Origin of the sequence: Paraburkholderia sp. DHOC27 (assembly GCF_003429005.1) — a bacterium.
GTDB lineage: Bacteria > Pseudomonadota > Gammaproteobacteria > Burkholderiales > Burkholderiaceae > Paraburkholderia.
Genome location: NZ_QVQV01000001.1, coordinates 26,456 through 43,484, shown reverse-complemented (window position 1 = coordinate 43,484; position 17,029 = coordinate 26,456). Strand labels below are relative to the sequence as shown.

Below are 17,029 nucleotides of genomic sequence, written 5' to 3'. Positions count from 1 at the left end.
AGGTTGCGAGCAGGCTGGTGATGAAAGGCGCGTGAATGGACGCACGACTGATCGTGCTTCGGCGCATCAGCAATTATCACAGCCTTTCGCGGAAAATCGGCTGCGTGCGCATCAAAAAAGGCCGCGCCAATATGCTGACGCGGTCAATCAATGTCTTCGCACGAACCCAGGCACGAGCGCCCGCGTGGCCTCACGATGCCGTAACATGGTGCGATCAACCGTTTCGTCGCGATGGAGCCACGTTTGACAGTAGATTCGATTCCCGCCGGACTCATGCTGGTGCACGGCAATCAGCCGGAACGTCTGCGCGACCTGATGGTTCACTGGATTCGCCAGCACCCGCTGGCGCCGCTCGAAAAAGAAATCATTCTGGTCCAGAGCAACGGCATTGCGCAGTGGCTGAAACTGGCGCTTGCCGCTGATCCCGAAGACGGTGGTTGCGGCATCTCGGCCGCGCTCGACATGCTGTTGCCTGCCAGTTTTCTCTGGCAGGTCTACCGTGCCGTGCTCGGCGAAGACGCGGTGCCGGCCGTATCCCCGTTCGACAAATCGCGCCTCGTGTGGCGGCTTACGCGGCTCTTGCCCGATCTGCTCGATTTGCCGGGCTATGCGCCGCTCAAACGCTTCATGGCGCGCGACGACGACCAGCGCAAACGCTTCCAGCTTGCCCAGCGGGTTGCCGATCTGTTCGACCAGTACCAGGTGTATCGCGCCGACTGGCTCGCCGCTTGGGCCGCTGGTGAGGACGTGCAGATCGACGCGCGCAACAACCGCACGCCCCTGCCGGATGAATACCGCTGGCAGGCAGCGCTGTGGCGCGCACTGCTAGACGACGTGGAGGCGCATGGCGCGCCGGGCGTGGATATGTCGAAGGCGGGGCGTGCCGCCGTGCACGAGGCCTTCATGCGCGCAGCGTCGTCACGTCCGGAAGGCGACCGGCCAAAGGGCCTGCCGCGCCGCGTCATCATCTTCGGCATTTCCAGCTTGCCGCGCCAGGCGGTGGAAGTGCTGGCCGCCCTGGCGCGCTGGACCCAGGTGCTGATGTGCGTGCACAACCCCTGCGCGCACTACTGGGCCGATATCGTGGCCGATCAGGATTTATTGCGCGCGCAGCGCTCGCGTCAGCAGCGCCGTCATGGCGCGCCTGCGGTGATGGAAGAGGCCCAGTTGCATCTGCATGCGCAACCGTTGCTGGCGGCGTGGGGCAAACAGGGACGCGATTTTATCGGTCTGCTCGACGAATACGACAGCGCCGAAGCGCGCGAAAGCTACACGCGGCATTTCACGGGCATTGGCCAGCGTATTGATCTGTTCGACAGCGACGAAGCCACCACGATGCTGCAGCAGTTGCAGGATGATATTCGTGATCTACGGCCGCTGCGCGAGAGTCGCACGTTGTGGCCCGCGGTTGATCCGAAGCGTGACGCGTCGATCCGTTTTCACATCGCGCACAGCGCGCAACGCGAGGTCGAGATTCTGCACGATCAGTTGCTGGCCGCTTTTGCTGCGGATCCGACGCTGCGACCGCGCGATATCATCGTGATGGTGCCGGACATCGAGGTCTATACACCGCACATTCAGGCGGTGTTCGGCTTGCTGGAGAACGACGACCCGCGTCATATTCCGTTTAGCGTCGCCGACCGTGGCCAGCGCGATTTCGATCCCCTGATCGGCGCGCTCGAAACACTGCTGGCGTTGCCGCAATCGCGCCTCACCGTGAGCGACGTGCTCGATCTGCTCGAAGTGCCGGCGTTGCGCGCGCGTTTCGGCATCAGCACGGACGATCTGCCGAAACTGCGTGCGTGGATCAGTGGCGCGAATATCCGCTGGGGCCTGCACGCCGAGCAACGCGCCAGTCTGGGCCTGCCGCAAGCGGACGACGACAACGCGCCCAATAGCTGGGCCTTCGGTCTGCGCCGCATGTTGCTGGGTTACGCGGCAGGCGACAGGGCCGGCGCGTGGCGCGATATCGAACCCTACGCGGAAATCGGCGGTCTGGATGCGGCCTTGCTCGGACCGCTGACGCAATTGATCGACGCGCTCGACATCACGTGGCAAACGCTGCGTCAACCCGCGACGGTTGCCGCCTGGTGCGCCCGTTTGCGCGCATTGAAAGCGCAGTTTTTTGCCGCCGACGATAGCGAAGACGCCTACACGCTGGAACGGCTGGACGCTGCGCTCGAAGCGTGGCTCGACGCCTGCGACGAGGCGGCGCTAACGGGTGAACTGCCGCTTTCCATCGTGGGCGATTACTGGCTGTCGGAATTCGAAAGCGGGGGACTGTCGCAGCGTTTCTTCGCGGGCGCCGTCACGTTTGCAACGCTGATGCCGATGCGCGCCATTCCGTTTCGCCAGGTGTGCTTGCTCGGCATGAACGACGGCGACTATCCGCGCAACCGCATGCCGCTCGATTTCGACCTGATGCGCCGCAATTACCGGCCCGGTGATCGTTCGCGCCGCGAGGACGACCGCTATCTGTTTCTGGAGGCGTTGCTGTCGGCGCGCGAACGTCTGCATGTCTCGTGGGTGGGCCGCAGCGTCAATGACAATACGCCGCGCCCGCCCTCCGTGCTGGTCGGTCAGTTGCGCGATCATTTGAAGGCGGGCTGGCATCTCAAGGGCGCGGCGGATGACAGGCAGGACGCGCTGCTCGATGCACTGACCGTGGATCATCGCCTCCAGCCGTTTAGCGCCGCGTACTTTCCGGCGCTACCCGGCGAGTCGAAGCTATTCACGTATGCGCGCGAATGGAGCCAGCCGGCGCCGCGTGCGCTCACGCACGACAGCGTGCAAGGCGTGCCCGTTGCGCCCCTCGCTGCCGCTGACACCGCGCTGCCGCCGCTCGAGCGTGACGAACCGCTCTCGGTGCGTGAACTCGCTGATTTCTTGCGCGACCCGGTGAAGAGTTTTTTCCGTCAGCGGTTGCGCGTGGCATTCGAAACCGAAGACGCGGCCAGCGACAATCACGAGCCGTTTGCCGTGGACCAGCTCGAAACATGGCAACTGCAAAGCGAATTGATTCGTGCACAGACCCTCGCGCTGGAGCAGGGTGAAGAGGATTTGCTACCGGCTGCGCAGAGCCGCCTGGAAAGCATGCATCGCAGCGGTGAACTGGCGGCAGGCGGGTTCGGCGAAATCATCGCAAGCGACTTGATGGAGCCAATGGCCGATCTGTTCGAACGCTACCGGGCGGAATTGCAGCGCTGGCCGACCTTGCTCGATGAGCAGTTCGAGTTACGTCTCGAAGGCGGACCGCGTGGTTTGACCGTGGAAGACTGGGTGGGCGGTTTGCGCAGCGGTCCCGATGGCACCTATGGCCGCGTATTTCTCGATCCGGGCACGCTGATCAAGGACCGCAAGTATCGCGGCGAGCGGGTCATTGCTTACTGGGTGGCGCATCTGGCCGCGCAACTGGCTGTGGGCGCCGTGACGACGGTGATCGTCAGCAAGGTGGGTAGCGTCGAGCTTGCGCCGGTTGCGGCGGACCTTGCGCATGGCTGGATGCTGCGTTTGCTGCGGGCCTGGGACGAAGGGATGCGCAGGCCGTTGCCGCTGGCTGTCAAAACTGCCTTTGCGTGGCTTAGAAAGCGGCCCGATAACTTCGATCTATCGGCAAATCGCGATGCGGAAGGCTCGAGCATGCACGCTCACGGCCAGCTCGTCGAAGCCGAGGACGCCGCGCGCGTCACCTACGAGGGGGGCGCAAACCAGCAGGGCGAACGTGACACCAACCCTTACCTGCGGCGCGCCTACCTCAGCTTTAGCGCGCTCGCGCAGAGCGGCGAGTTCGACGAGCTTGCAGTCGCGTTGCTGGCGCCGCTGCAACGTGCGATGCCCGCGGGTTCATCGAAAGCGAAACATGCCGCTGCACATGCAGCGGGCGCGACCGGCAGCGCCGCTGCGGCAGGTGCGGGAGACACACAATGACGGCGACGTCTAAAGCGGCAGTTGCCGCGCCAGCCGAAGTACTGCAACCGCTGCAATTTCCGTTGCAAGGCAGCAGCCTGATCGAAGCCAGTGCAGGCACGGGCAAGACGTTTACGATCGCGATGCTCTACGTGCGCCTCGTACTCGGACATCGTGGCTTGAATGCGGACACGGAAGCGCGCGCACTCACGCCGCCCGAAATTCTCGTGGTGACGTTCACTGACGCTGCGACCAAGGAATTGCGCGAGCGTATCCGTGCGCGCCTGATGGAGGCCGCGGCGTATTTCCGCGCGGAGCCGGGCGAGATCGAAGCGCGTCCTCAAGGCGAAGACCTGCTGCACGATCTGCGTGACGCCTATGCCGAGGATCAATGGGCCGCTTGTGCGCGCCGTTTGCAGCTGGCCGCGGAATGGATGGACGAAGCGGCGGTCTCGACCATCCACGGATGGTGCAACCGGATGTTGAGCGAGCACGCGTTCGACAGCGACAGTCTGTTCTCGCAGACGCTGGAAACCGATCAGAGTGAGTTGCGTGCGGAAGTGGTGCGGGATTACTGGCGCACCTTCCTTGCGCCGCTCGACGCGGCGTCGGCCAGCGAAGTGCGCGGCTGGTTTGCGAGCCCATCCGATCTGCAGGGCAAACTTCGCGGCTTGACCGGCCACGCCGAATTGCTGCCGGATGCGCCCGCTCCGCTCGACGCGTTGCAGGCGTTTCGCATCAAGCAGCGTGAACATCTCGACGCGCTCAAGGCAAACTGGCCGCAATGGTGCGACGAGATGCAGATTCTCTTCGACGATGCACGCGCTAAAAAGCAGTTCAAGGCGACCAGTCTGAACGCGCCCAATTGCAAGAAGTGGATCGACAAGCTGCGCGACTGGGCTACCACCCCCGACATGCTCGAACCCGAGTTCGATGCCACGGCCGCGGTGTGGACGCGTTTCACGCCGGCGGGCCTCGCGGAAATCTGGCTGACAGGTGAACCGCCGTCACATCCGGCGTTCGTTGCAATGGAGTCTCTGCGGGCATCGCTGAAAGCGCGCCCCACCGCCTACCACGATGTGCTGTGCCACGCCGCGCGTTGGGTGGCCGAGCGTTTCGCGGCTGAAGAAGCGCGTCGTTCGCAAATGGGCTTTGACGATCTGCTGACCCGTTTGAATGCGGCGCTGCATTCGCCGAATGGCGAGCGTCTCGCGGAAATCATTCGGCAGCAGTATCCGGTCGCCCTGATCGACGAGTTCCAGGACACCGACCCGGTGCAGTACGAAATCTTCGATGCGGTCTATCGTATTGCCGACAACGATCCGCAGACTGCCATCATTTTGATTGGGGATCCGAAGCAAGCCATCTACGCTTTTCGCGGCGCGGATATCTATACGTACCTGAAAGCGCGGCGTGCCTGCGCGGGCAGGCTGTACACGCTGAAGAAAAACTTCCGCTCCACGCTGGACATGGTGATCGCCGTGAACCGCTGCTTCGAGGTAGCGGAAGAGCGGCACGACGGCGAGGGCGCGTTTCTGTTTCGTGGCGCGGACAGTGGCGAAAACCCGTTGCCATTCGTAGCCGCCGAAGCGCATGGGCGCAAGGATCGTTTGCAGGATGCGGGCGCGGATCTGCCTGCGCTCACGGTATGGTGGCTAGCTGCGGGCGAGGAGGGCAAGCCGCTTAGCAAGAGCGCGTATCTGAGCGGTATGGCGGCTAGTTGCGCAACGGAAATGGTGCGTCTGCTGAACGCCGGGCAACGAGGCGAAGCGGGCTTTCAGGCGTCAGGCGGTTTAACGCCGCTACGGCCTGCGGATATGGCGGTACTGGTCAACAACGGCACCGAGGCGAAGGCGATTCGTCACGCGCTCGCCGAACGCGGCGTGCGCAGCGTGTATCTCTCCGATCGCGATTCCGTGTTCGAAACCGAACAGGCGGTCGAACTGCGTCACTGGCTGGCGGCGTGCGCTGATCCGGACGATGGACGCCTGATACGTACGGCGCTCGCCACCGTCACGCTGGGTCTGGATTGGGCCGCGCTCGACAGATTCAATCGCGACGAACTGGCGTGGGAAGAATGCGTGCTGCAGTTTCGCGGCTACCGTGAGAGCTGGCGCAAAAAGGGCGTGCTGCCGATGCTGCGCCGCCTGCTCAACGACTTCCACGTTCCGCAGCGGCTGCTTGGGCAGACAGCGGGCGCGGCCGTGAACGGCGAACGCGTGCTGACCAATCTGCTGCATCTGGCGGAGCTGTTGCAACAGGCGAGCGCGCAGCTCGACGGCGAGCACGCGCTGATCCGTTACCTGGACGAGCAGCGCCAGGACGAGGGCGCCAGTGCAGGTGGCGATGCGCGACAGCTCCGCCTCGAAAGCGACGCGGGTCTCGTGCAGGTGGTGACGGTGCACAAATCGAAGGGACTCGAATATCCGCTGGTTTTTCTGCCATTTGCCTGCACCTATCGTCCTGCGAGTGCAAGCGACATGCCGCTCAAATGGCACGATGAAACGGGCCAACTGCACATCACGCTCGGCGATGCGGACGTGTTGCCGCGTGTCGACCGCGAGCGGCTTGGCGAAGATTTGCGCAAGCTCTACGTGGCGCTCACGCGCGCACGCTACGCGACGTGGGTGGGCATGGCGCCCATTGCGAATCTGGAGTCGAGCGCGTTGGGTTATCTGCTCAATGGCGGCAAGGCGATTGCGTCCACTGAATTAGGCGCCCTGCTCGAACAGATGCGGGGCACGCTTGCGCAAATGAGCGTTGGCGAAGCGCCTGCCGCCCGCATCGAACCATTCGTGCAACTTGATTCGCAGCAGATGCGTGGCAGCGCGCGCCAGTTGCTCAAGCGCGTGCGCGAAAACTGGTGGATCGCAAGCTATTCGAGCCTCAAGAAGGACAACGGCGTGATAGGTGGCGGCGTCGCTGCTACGCTCGCTGCACAGCGCGCGGACACGCAACTGGATGAAGCGCGCGAAGCCCCCGAAACGCGTAGCGAAGACGTGTTCCATGAATTGCTGGAGGCCGAAGCGCCCGAGGACGCGGAAACGGAAGAAGCGCCTTCCACGCCCGCATCGTTAGTGAGCGCGCCCGTGTCGGTGCCGGCAAGCGAAGACACTTTGCACGGTTTCTTGCGCGGGGCGGATGCGGGCAGCTTTCTGCACGACCTGATGGAGTGGGCCGCAGATGAAGGCTTCGACAAGGTCGCTGCTAACGAGCAACTGGTACGCGATACGGTAGCGCGGCGTTGCAATCTGCGCGGCTGGGCGCGCTGGATTGAACCGCTCACCAACTGGTTGCTATACCTGTTGCGTACGCCACTCGAACTGCCTGCCGTAGACGGCGAACCGGTGCCGCCGGTGGTGTTGTCGGAGCTGACGGCGTATATGGCCGAAATGGAATTCTGGCTCGCCGCGCATACGGTGGACACGTTGTTGCTGGATCAACTCGTCTCCGGTTTGACGCTGGATGGCGCCGAGCGCCCGGCGCTCGAAGCCGCGCAACTGAATGGCATGCTCAAGGGCTTTATCGATCTGGTATTCGAGCATGACGGCCGCTATTACGTGGCGGACTACAAGTCCAACTGGCTCGGTCCTGAGGATTCTGCCTATACGCCTGCGAGGATGCGTGCGCAGATTCTGCATTCGCGCTACGAATTGCAGTACGTGTTGTATCTGTTCGCGCTGCATCGTCTGCTGAAGGTGCGCTTGCCAGACTATGACTATGATCGCGATGTGGGCGGCGCGGTGTATCTGTTTTTGCGCGGTGGCCGCGCGCCGGGCCAGGGGTTGCATGTCGAGCGTCCGCCGCGCGAATTGATCGAAGCGCTGGATGCATTGTTCGCTCATCGAGCCAGCGAACCGGATGCCGCCGATTACGTATCCGAGGAAACTGAATGACGATGCACGCCGTTGACAATCTAGTCGTCATGGACAGCGAAAGCCCCCTCTCACGCATGCTGGCCGTGCTCGATCAGTGGGTGGAGCGCGGCTGGCTGCGCGCGCTCGACGCGGGCTTTGCGCGTTTTCTGCGGACTGAAGCACCGCAGACGCCGCCCTTGTTGCTGCTGGCCGCGGCGCTCGCGAGTCATCAGTTAGGCCGTGGCCACGTTTGCCTCGATTTGCAGGCCACGCTCGACGATCCGGCATTCGCCTTGTCGTTGCCGCCCGATGGGCCGCCGCTGCAAACCGCGGTGGAGCCGCCACCGGCACCGACGGAAGTGCTGGCGGGTGTCGATCTCGCGCGCTGGCGGGCTGCGCTCGAACAACCGGCGTTGGTTGGCACGGGCGCGGGCAATACGCCGCTCGTTCTGGTGGGGACGCGCCTGTATTTGCGGCGCTATTGGCAATACGAGCAGGACGTACGCGCTGGAATCGAACGGCGGCTCGCCGCGTCTCTTCATCTCGAAGCGTCGTTGCAGGCCGGCGCCGCACGATCCGCGCTCGACGTATTGTTTCCGCGTCGGGACGTCAAAGCCACAGGCGCGGATTGGCAAAAGCTCGCCTGTGCGCTGGCCGCACGCAGCGCGTTTAGCATCATCACGGGTGGGCCCGGTACGGGTAAAACCACGACAGTGGTGCGCTTGCTGGCCTTGCTGCAAACGCTCGCGCTGGATGAAAACGCTGCGTCACAGCGCGCCGGGCGGGCAGTGCGGCCATTGCGGATTCGGCTGGCCGCGCCTACCGGAAAAGCGGCGGCGCGCCTGAACGAATCCATTGCCAGTGCGGTGGCGCAATTGCCGGTGGAGCAACTGCCGAATGGCGCGGCGGTGCGCGAAGCGATCCCGACTGTGGTGACCACCTTGCATCGCGTGCTGGGTACGCGTCCAGATAGCCGGCGTTTTCGTCACGATGTCAGCAACCCATTGCCCGTAGATGTGCTGGTCATCGACGAAGCCTCCATGATCGATCTTGAGATGATGGCGGCCGTGCTCGATGCATTGCCTGCGTCCGCGCGTTTGATTCTGCTGGGCGACAAGGATCAACTGGCGTCGGTCGAAGCGGGCGCGGTGCTCGGTGAACTCTGCCAGCGCGCCGGTGACGGCCACTACACGCCCGCCACCCGTGACTGGCTGCAGGCCGCCACGGGTGAGCAGATCGAAGCGGCCATGCTCGATGCGCAGGGCACGGCGCTGGATCAGTCGGTGGCGATGTTGCGGCAAAGCCATCGCTTCTCTGCGGAAAGCGGCATCGGCCAGCTTGCTGCGCTGGTCAACGCTGGGGACGCGGCGGCCGTCGCACGCATCTGGACGCACGGTCATGCGGATCTCGCCTTGCTGGTGTGTTCGGCGACGGACGATGCTGCGTTCAAGGCGCTGGTGATCGACGGCGAAGGTGGCGCGGCGGCGTCTGCGCAACTGTTCGGCGCGAATGGTGAGCCGGCGCATGCACGGCATGGTTATCGTCACTATTTGCAGACCATGCGCGAGCGGCAACCGTCACGGCACGCGGGACAGGAAGCCTTCGACGCGTGGGCGCGTGAGGTCCTGAAAGCGCAGGGCGAGTTCCAGTTGCTTTGTGCATTGCGGCGTGGTCCGTGGGGCGTGGAGGGACTCAACAAACGGGTTGCGCGTCTCTTACAGGAAGAAGGGCTCATCAGCGCGCGTGGCGAGTGGTATCCGGGCCGACCCGTGCTGGTCACGCGCAACGACTATGAGCTTGGGCTGATGAATGGCGATATCGGCATCACGCTCGAACTGCCGGGTGCCACGCCCGAGAGTGCGGTGCTGCGGGTGGCGTTTCCCGCTGGCGATGGCGCAGGTGGTATCAAGTGGGTGTTGCCGAGCCGTCTGCAAGCGGTGGAAACCGTGCTGGCGCTGACCGTGCACAAGTCGCAAGGCTCCGAATTCATGCACGCGGCGCTGGTGTTGCCCGATACCTTCAGTCCGATTCTCACGCGCGAACTGGTGTACACGGGCATCACGCGGGCCCGTGCGTTTCTCACGCTGGCCGTTCCTGAAGGCAAGCCCGTGCTGGAGCGGGCGGTGTGTGCGAAGGTGCATCGGGCGAGCGGACTGCTGGCCGGATTTGGAGGTGAAGGCGACGCGCAAGGCGACTGAAGCATGGGTTTGGCGTCCGCGTTTGGAGTCTTGCGGTTGGCGCGGTTGGCGCGCGGGGGTTCGCTGCTACGGCGCACTTATCAACTCGACACCGCGCCGCTCAAGGCCGCATATGGCGATTTCGAATTCGACCTGAATGCGAAGCACGTACACGTGAAGCGGCAACTCGTTGCGCTTACGCAGAAGGAGTTCGAGCTTGCGCTGCTGTTGTTCCAGCATCTGAATCGTCCATTGTCGCGCGCATATCGTGGACAGGGTGTGGAAACAGACCGTGGATATTCCGACGCGGACGATGGATACTCACGTATCCATGTTGCGCTCGAAACTCGGCTTGCGGCCGGAACATGGCTACCGTCTGACGCCCATTTACGGCTATGGATACCGGCTCGAACAGATCGGCGACGAAGGCGGCGGCGCGCACGAGTAGCCCGGTGTGCGCGGCAAGGCGTGCACACCGTTTGCACGCGTGGCCAACCAGGAGACGAAGCAATGCATATGTTCGACGAAGGATTGGACCGCCGTGAGGCCAACTACGTCCCGCTTACGCCGATCGACTTTATTGCGCGTGCGGCCGAGGTCTACGGCGCGCGTCTCGCGATCGTGCACGGCGAGGTGCGTCGCACCTGGCGCGAAACCTATGAGCGTACGCGGCGTCTCGCCAGTGCGCTGCAACAGGCGGGCATTGGCCGGGGCGACACCGTAGCCGCATTGCTGCCCAACATTCCCGCGATGATCGAAGTGCATTTCGGCGTGCCAATGGCGGGTGCCGTGCTCAATACGCTCAATACGCGGCTCGATATCGCCACCATTCTGTTCATGCTGCGGCACGGCGAAGCCAGGGTGTTGATCGTCGATACGGAGTTCGGTGATGTGGCCGCGCGCGCCGCGCAAGAGTTTCCCGACTTGCGCATCATCAGCGTGAACGACGTGATGCCGGCCGACCCCGCAAAATTTTCGCGTGCCACCGATTACGAAGTGTTCCTGCAAGGAGGCGATCCGCAATTTGCCTGGCAGCCGCCCGCCGACGAATGGGATGCGATCGCGTTGAATTACACCTCCGGCACGACAGGCGATCCCAAGGGCGTGGTGTATCACCATCGTGGCGCGTATCTGAATGCGCTGAGCAATATCCTCGAATGGGATATGCCCAAACATGCGGTATATCTGTGGACGCTGCCGCTGTTTCACTGCAACGGCTGGTGTTTTCCGTGGACGGTGGCGGCGCGGGCGGGCGTCAATGTGTGCCTGCGCAAGTTCGACGCAAAGACCGTGTTCGAGCTGATTCGCAACGAGCGCGTGACGCATTACTGCGGAGCGCCGATTGTGCAGAGCGCACTCGCCAATGCACCGCAGCAGTGGCGTGAGGGTATCGAGCACCGCGTCGCGACGATGGTGGCAGGTGCCGCGCCCGCGCCTGCGGTGATTGCGAAGATGAAGGAAATCGGTTTCGATCTCACGCATGTCTACGGTTTGACGGAGGTCTACGGACCGGCGTCAGTTTGCGCGACGCAGGAAAGCTGGGCCACCGTCAGCGACGACGAGCGCGCGCAACTCAATGCGCGCCAGGGTGTGCGCTATCACCTGCAGGCCGCTGTCGCGGTGCTGGATCCCGACACGCTGCAACCCGTGCCCGACGACGGCGAGACGCTCGGCGAGATCATGTTTCGCGGCAATATCTGCATGAAGGGCTATCTGAAGAACCCACGCGCCACGGAGACAGCGTTCCAGGGCGGCTGGTTTCATACCGGCGACCTGGGCGTGTTGATGTCCGACGGCTACATGCGCATTCGCGACCGCAGCAAGGACATCATCATTTCGGGTGGAGAGAACATTTCGAGCATCGAGGTCGAAGATGCGCTGTATCGGCACCCTGCAGTGGCGGTGGCCGCCGTGGTAGCGATGCCGGACGCGAAATGGGGCGAAGTGCCGTGCGCTTTCGTCGAACTCAGGGAAGGCGCTAGCGTCACAGCAGAGGAAATCATCGAGCACTGCCGTTCGTTGCTCGCCGGCTACAAACTGCCCAAGGCAGTTTGCTTCGGAGAGCTACCGAAAACGTCGACCGGGAAAATCCAGAAGTTCGAATTGCGTGCGCGGGTGAAGGCCGGTTTGTGATGACGGCGCGCTGGTGCGCGCCGCTGCGTTTAGCTGCGCTTGTCTGCGCTTATCTGCCGATTAGCCGCGGCTGTCGACCCAGTTGCGTGCCCAGCGGCACGAGTGCTGCAACGCCTGCTCTTCATTGCTGAAGTAGTCGAGCGAATAGAACTGATAGCGCGACTCGACCGGTGCATTGCCGGTGCGTTCCAGCAGCAGATTGGATGAAAAAGTGCCATCGGGCAAGCGATGCGCCGAGGGTTGGACGGCATAGCCGTTGTAATGTTGAATGTGTTCGTTCTGCATTTTAATTTTAATAAGTTGACCACGCGCGAAGGCGATCGGGTGGGTCCCGTTCTAGCCAGATGCTACGCGCCGAATGTGTAAACGATGTTAACGCGGTGTTGAAGCAGCGTTAAGGCGCTATGGCGGTGTAATCGCGAATGGAGATTAAGAAAGGCGCGAAGGCGAGTCAAGCCAGGGAGTATGCGGGGAGGCCAAGCGAGGCGTTGGGCGCAACGAAAACAGCTCGAGCGATTACGCCAACTGTGGGAGACAAAGCTCCGCGAGGATGTCGCTGCAGCCCGGTACCCGTTTGCGGATACCGGACCCGTCAAACTTTACAGCGGCTTGATGTTAGCCGCTTGCAGACCCTTGGGGCCCTGCTTCGTTTCGAAGCTCACCTTCTGGTTTTCAGCCAGCGTCTTGAAGCCGTCGCCGCTGATTTCGGAGAAGTGAGCGAACAGGTCGTCGCCGCCCTTGTCCGGAGTAATGAAGCCAAAGCCCTTGCTGTCGTTGAACCACTTAACGGTACCGGTATCCATGAAGAATCCTTGAGGAAAAAATAAATGAAAAATCGCTCTGAAATGAGCACGCGAAGCGTCAAGGAGGGAGAGGACAACGAATACCGCTGAGGGAGCGAGCAATTGATGAACAGCAATCGAACTTCTTGAACTTCGGGAGCCACAATAACGGGATGACACCTGGGCCGTCAAGGACTTTCTTGTAAAGTTTCCGTTAAGATGGCGTGAGCGGTTCGGGAAACGATCAGGCCCCCTGATGAAAAACGTCGTGCCTCGAAACGCTGCCCTTCATGCCTGGTATGGCGCGCAGCGTTTCTTGCGAGTGGCGACGGGCTTCGCGACGAGCCGTTTGTTCAGTGGAGCAGGGTGCGCGATTTGGTGGGCAATGAAGGGCGAGTCAAAGCCCAACGCGGTGGGCTGCGAAGATCAAACGCAGACCGAGGGCGGTAATTGCGCCCGCCGCCACGCGATCCACCCACGTCTTGCCGCGCAGATACCACTCGCGCGACCGCTTGCTCGAGAAGCCCAAAGCGACCACCGTGTACCACCCGGCTTCAATGGTGAAAATGGCCGGCGGCAACACGAAATAACACCACACCGGCGGATGTTGCGGCAGCAGCGCAGCGAAAATACTGCCGTAATAGATCGCGGTTTTCGGATTGCTGAGTTGGGTGCTCAAACCAATCCAGAATGACTTGCGCGGATTGCTGTTGGCAAGCGCGCCGTTTTGGGCCGCATCGAAAGCGAGCGGTGCGGGTGCGCCACGCCAGATTTTCGACGCCAGGTAGATCAGATACAGACCGCCGGCCACCTTGAGGCTCACGTACAGCCACGTCACGGCGGCGAGCAGTGTGTAGAGCCCGAGCAGCGCGATGCCGCTGAAAAACACGCCGCCGACGCCCATGCCAAGTGCCGTGGCGAGACCATCGCGGCGCGACAGTCCGACCGAATTGCGCGCGACGATGACGAAACTGGGTCCGGGGCTCATTGCGCCGATAAGCAGCGCGGAGAGGATGGTGACGATTGCGGCTGAGGGTGACATGACAGCTTCCTGTGAAAGCGCGCGAAGCAGGCTGGAACGACAAAATAACACGTCGGCGCGCGTGTATCGAGTGGGTTGAAACGCTCGCCGTGCAGGGCGGAAAATGAGTGCTAGAATCCGCGCATAGACGCTGAAGCAGCCCTTGCTGGCCGAGTGCCTGACGGGCGACGATCGAGCCGCGTACCACACGGATTTCCTGAAATTTTCCTGAATGTTAGACGAGTCGGGCATCGTTTCCGGGGCGAAAGTGCGCGCACATACGTGCTGCGAGATCGAATGCCGTTCGGCACACTCGAATCGTTTATTGAATTCGCGTCGTTAAGCGAGTGGTTTTCATTTTTCCAGAACGCGCGTTATTCAAACGCGACATCGATACGTTATGAAAGAGCGAGAAGAACAACGGCTGTTCGACCTCGACGGGAATGCGCGGGAGCGTCTTGTCCTGTGGGTGCGTCGCCGCATGGAAGAGTACGGAATCACGCTGGAGGCGCTGGCTAAATCCATCGAGGCCGATGCCGCCAAAAGCCATGCGGTCATGTATCGTGACGCTTATGGGAATACATGGGACGGCCAGGGCGACAAACCCGACTGGTTAGCACGGGCGATTTACGCCGGCCAGAATATCGACCATTTCCGCTGTTAAATCGGCGCTGAATTTTATTGTCGGACCAGTAGCAAAGCCGCGTGTGGTTTTCCGCGGGGCAGTCAAGCGTACGTGGTGATGACTTGCCAAAACGAGTGGGGCGCTTCAATCCGTCGATACCTGTCGCGAGGAGTTGGCCATGTCGGTACTGGTGCTGGGGCTGGTGATTTTCCTGGGCTTACATTCGGTGCGGATTTTTGCAGAGTCCTGGCGCACACGGCAGATCGAGCGCATCGGGCCGAATGGCTGGAAGGGTGCATATTCGATAGCGTCGGCAGTCGGGCTGGTGTTGATTATCTGCGGGTATGGGATAGCTCGCAAAGCGCCCGTCGTCCTGTGGATACCGCCGGTCTGGACCGTGCATCTGGCCGCGTTGCTGACGTTGATTGCCTTTATTCTGTTCGTTGCCGCGTATGTGCCGGCGAATCACTTCAAGGTGTGGGTTGGGCATCCGATGGCGCTGAGCGCCGCGATATGGGCATTCGCGCATTTGGTGGCGAATGGGACGCTGAATGCGGTGGTGTTGTTTGGAGCGTTTCTCGTTTGGGGTGTGCTTGCGTTTGCCGCTGCGCGGCGGCGTGATTTTGCTGGTGGCGTTGTTTATCCTGCTGGGCGCGGGTCTGGGGATTTGGTTGCGGTTTTGATTGGGGTTGTTGTTTGGGGGGTGTTTGGGTTTTGGGTTCATGGGTGGTTGATAGGGGTTCGGGTTTTTGGTTGATGTTTTTTGTTTTGCCTGCGGCGCTTTGGTTTTTTTGGGCCTTTCCTTGCAATTTGTTCAGTCGTTTCTTGGCCTTTGCTTGCGTTATTTTTTGGCCTTTCCTTGTTTTGTTATTGGTTTGCTTGCGTTGCCCCTGTGCGGGGCGGCACCTACTTTTCTTTGCCTGCCGCAAAGAAAAGTAGGCAAAAGAAAGCGGCTCACACCGCCAGCTCGTAGGTGTCTCCCTCGCCACTCACGCGGCATTGGTCCGAGACGAGATGCGACCTCGCACCTTCAACCTTCGTGACCAGGCAGTCATCCGCTCCACTTCGCGCTACGCGCTCCGTCGTTTGGCATACCCCCCAAGCGAACGCCCGTGCATGTGAAGACTCAGCAATCTCGAGCCATCCATTCCTGGTTTTTGGTGATTAGGTATCCGTATCACTTAGTGCTGAACGCGCACAGGCACCACGAGGCAGTGGGGGTTCCGATGCAATCCTGTCCGTGACGCACGGAGTGCGGAGCGGGGTGGATGAGTGCCTTGTCATGAACGAGGAAGGTGCGAGGACACATCTCGTCTCGGACCAATGTCGAGAGAGCGGCGAGGGGGACACCTACAAGCTGGCGGTGTGAGCCCGCTTTCTTTGCTTACTTTCTTTGCGGCGGCAAAGAAAGTGAGTGCCGCCCCGCACAGGGGCAACGCAGATAGACCAAAAGCAAAACAAGGAAAGGCCAACGCCGAGAGGGGACCAAACGTCGGCAAAGAAAGTGAGTGCCGCCCCGCACAGGGGCAACGCAGATAGACCAAAAGCAAAACAAGGAAAGACCAACGCCGAGAGGCGACCGAAGCCGGCAAAGAAAGTGAATGCCGCCCCGCACAGGGGCAACGCAGATAGACCAAAGCAAAACCAGGAAAGGCCAACGCCGAGAGGCGACCAAACGCCGGCAAAGAAAGTGAGTGCCGCCCCGCACAGGGGCAACGCAAGCAAACCAACAAGAAAACAAGGAAAGGCCAAAAAACGTAAGACCACCGGCCCGAAACAACACCTCGACTGCCTGTAAGGCAAAAAAACCAAAAAAAACAGCCCGCACTTGGCGGGCCGCAAAAATACTCGGAGTTCAGGAGATGAAAAAACCCCAAATCCTGAACCTTCACAATACCCATCAAATATGAAGCGAAAATGAAAAGCGAAAAATATTACACATCAAAAAACACGGTCTCCTGCTCACCCTGCATATAAATGTCAAACCGATAAACCGTCTTGCTCGTCCCTGCTTCGCGCCGCGCGATCAACGTCCCCCGCCGCGCCGCAGGCACCAACCCCAAAACGGAATCGCGTTCATTCGCCGCCGCTTCGTCATCGAAGTAAATCCGCGTAAACGTATGCAGCAACATCCCCCGCATCGTCACGATCACGTTCAGGTGCGGCGCCTCGTCAGCGCTCGCACAGCCGGGCTTCACCGTTTCGACAATGAAGCGCTTCTGTGGATCAGTCCCCGTGCCGACGCGCGCAAAGCCGCGGAAGCCACTCGCTTCGATTTCCGCGCGTGAGGCGGGATAGCGCCCGTTGCTGTCCAGTTGCGAAACTTCCAGCATGGCGTCGCCTACTACGTTGCCGTCGCCGTCGAACACCTGACCCACAATCGTGATGTGCTCGCCCGCTGCTTCATGGTCGGCAACCGCCGGCGTAAAAAGGCTCTTCAGATCGAAGTTGTATTGCTCGGGACACAGGCCATACGCGAAGTACGGTCCAACCGTTTGCGAAGGGGTTTGCTTGAGTGTGCTCATGGC

General features: G+C 61.5%; 10 protein-coding genes and 1 pseudogene. 7 read left to right on the top strand and 4 right to left on the bottom strand.

Annotation, left to right across the window (positions count from 1 at the left end; translation table 11 throughout):
- Positions 1-243 precede the first annotated feature (243 nt).
- From recC to D0B32_RS00155, 5 genes and pseudogenes are all read left to right on the top strand, one after another.
- A complete protein-coding gene (gene recC, locus D0B32_RS00175; protein ID WP_259294831.1) occupies positions 244-3,927 on the top strand; it encodes an exodeoxyribonuclease V subunit gamma in 3,684 nt (1,227 codons plus the stop codon).
- Positions 3,924-7,802, top strand: coding sequence for an exodeoxyribonuclease V subunit beta (recB, locus tag D0B32_RS00170; RefSeq protein WP_117331672.1), 3,879 nt, complete (start codon positions 3,924-3,926; stop codon positions 7,800-7,802). The genes recC and recB overlap by 4 nt, the downstream gene beginning before the upstream one ends.
- On the top strand, positions 7,799-9,961 hold the full coding sequence (gene recD, locus D0B32_RS00165) for an exodeoxyribonuclease V subunit alpha (protein WP_117331671.1): 2,163 nt from the start codon (positions 7,799-7,801) through the stop codon (positions 9,959-9,961). The genes recB and recD overlap by 4 nt, the downstream gene beginning before the upstream one ends.
- A 48-nt stretch (positions 9,962-10,009) precedes the next feature.
- Positions 10,010-10,388 (top strand): annotated as a pseudogene (locus tag D0B32_RS00160) (winged helix-turn-helix domain-containing protein); the annotation flags it as partial.
- A gap of 68 nt (positions 10,389-10,456) precedes the next feature.
- Entirely contained in the window at positions 10,457-12,073 is a 1,617-nt protein-coding gene (locus tag D0B32_RS00155) for an acyl-CoA synthetase (protein WP_117333385.1), read from the top strand.
- Between the two features lie 60 nt (positions 12,074-12,133).
- Here D0B32_RS00155 and D0B32_RS00150 read toward each other — a convergent pair whose 3' ends face one another.
- From D0B32_RS00150 to D0B32_RS00140, 3 genes are all read right to left on the bottom strand, one after another.
- A complete protein-coding gene (locus tag D0B32_RS00150; RefSeq protein ID WP_117331670.1) occupies positions 12,134-12,358 on the bottom strand; it encodes a hypothetical protein in 225 nt (74 codons plus the stop codon).
- A 314-nt stretch (positions 12,359-12,672) separates the two neighbouring features.
- Complete coding sequence (locus D0B32_RS00145) at positions 12,673-12,876, bottom strand: cold-shock protein (protein ID WP_012428559.1); 204 nt, start codon at positions 12,874-12,876, stop codon at positions 12,673-12,675.
- Positions 12,877-13,252: 376 nt separating this feature from the next.
- Positions 13,253-13,897 carry a LysE family translocator gene (locus D0B32_RS00140; protein WP_117331669.1) on the bottom strand — a complete coding sequence of 215 codons (645 nt, stop codon included), beginning with the start codon at positions 13,895-13,897 and terminating at the stop codon, positions 13,253-13,255.
- 379 nt (positions 13,898-14,276) lie between these two features.
- Here D0B32_RS00140 and D0B32_RS00135 point away from each other — a divergent pair, with 379 nt between their 5' ends.
- Positions 14,277-14,540: an H-NS family nucleoid-associated regulatory protein gene (locus tag D0B32_RS00135; protein ID WP_117331668.1), complete on the top strand. Its 264-nt coding sequence runs from the start codon at positions 14,277-14,279 to the stop codon at positions 14,538-14,540.
- A 139-nt stretch (positions 14,541-14,679) separates the two neighbouring features.
- Positions 14,680-15,258 (top strand): NnrU family protein, encoded by a 579-nt coding sequence (locus tag D0B32_RS00130; protein WP_117331667.1) that lies wholly within the window; start codon positions 14,680-14,682, stop codon positions 15,256-15,258.
- A gap of 1,177 nt (positions 15,259-16,435) precedes the next feature.
- Here D0B32_RS00130 and pcaG read toward each other — a convergent pair.
- Complete coding sequence (gene pcaG, locus D0B32_RS00120) at positions 16,436-17,026, bottom strand: protocatechuate 3,4-dioxygenase subunit alpha (protein ID WP_117331665.1); 591 nt, start codon at positions 17,024-17,026, stop codon at positions 16,436-16,438.
- Positions 17,027-17,029: the final 3 nt, after the last annotated feature.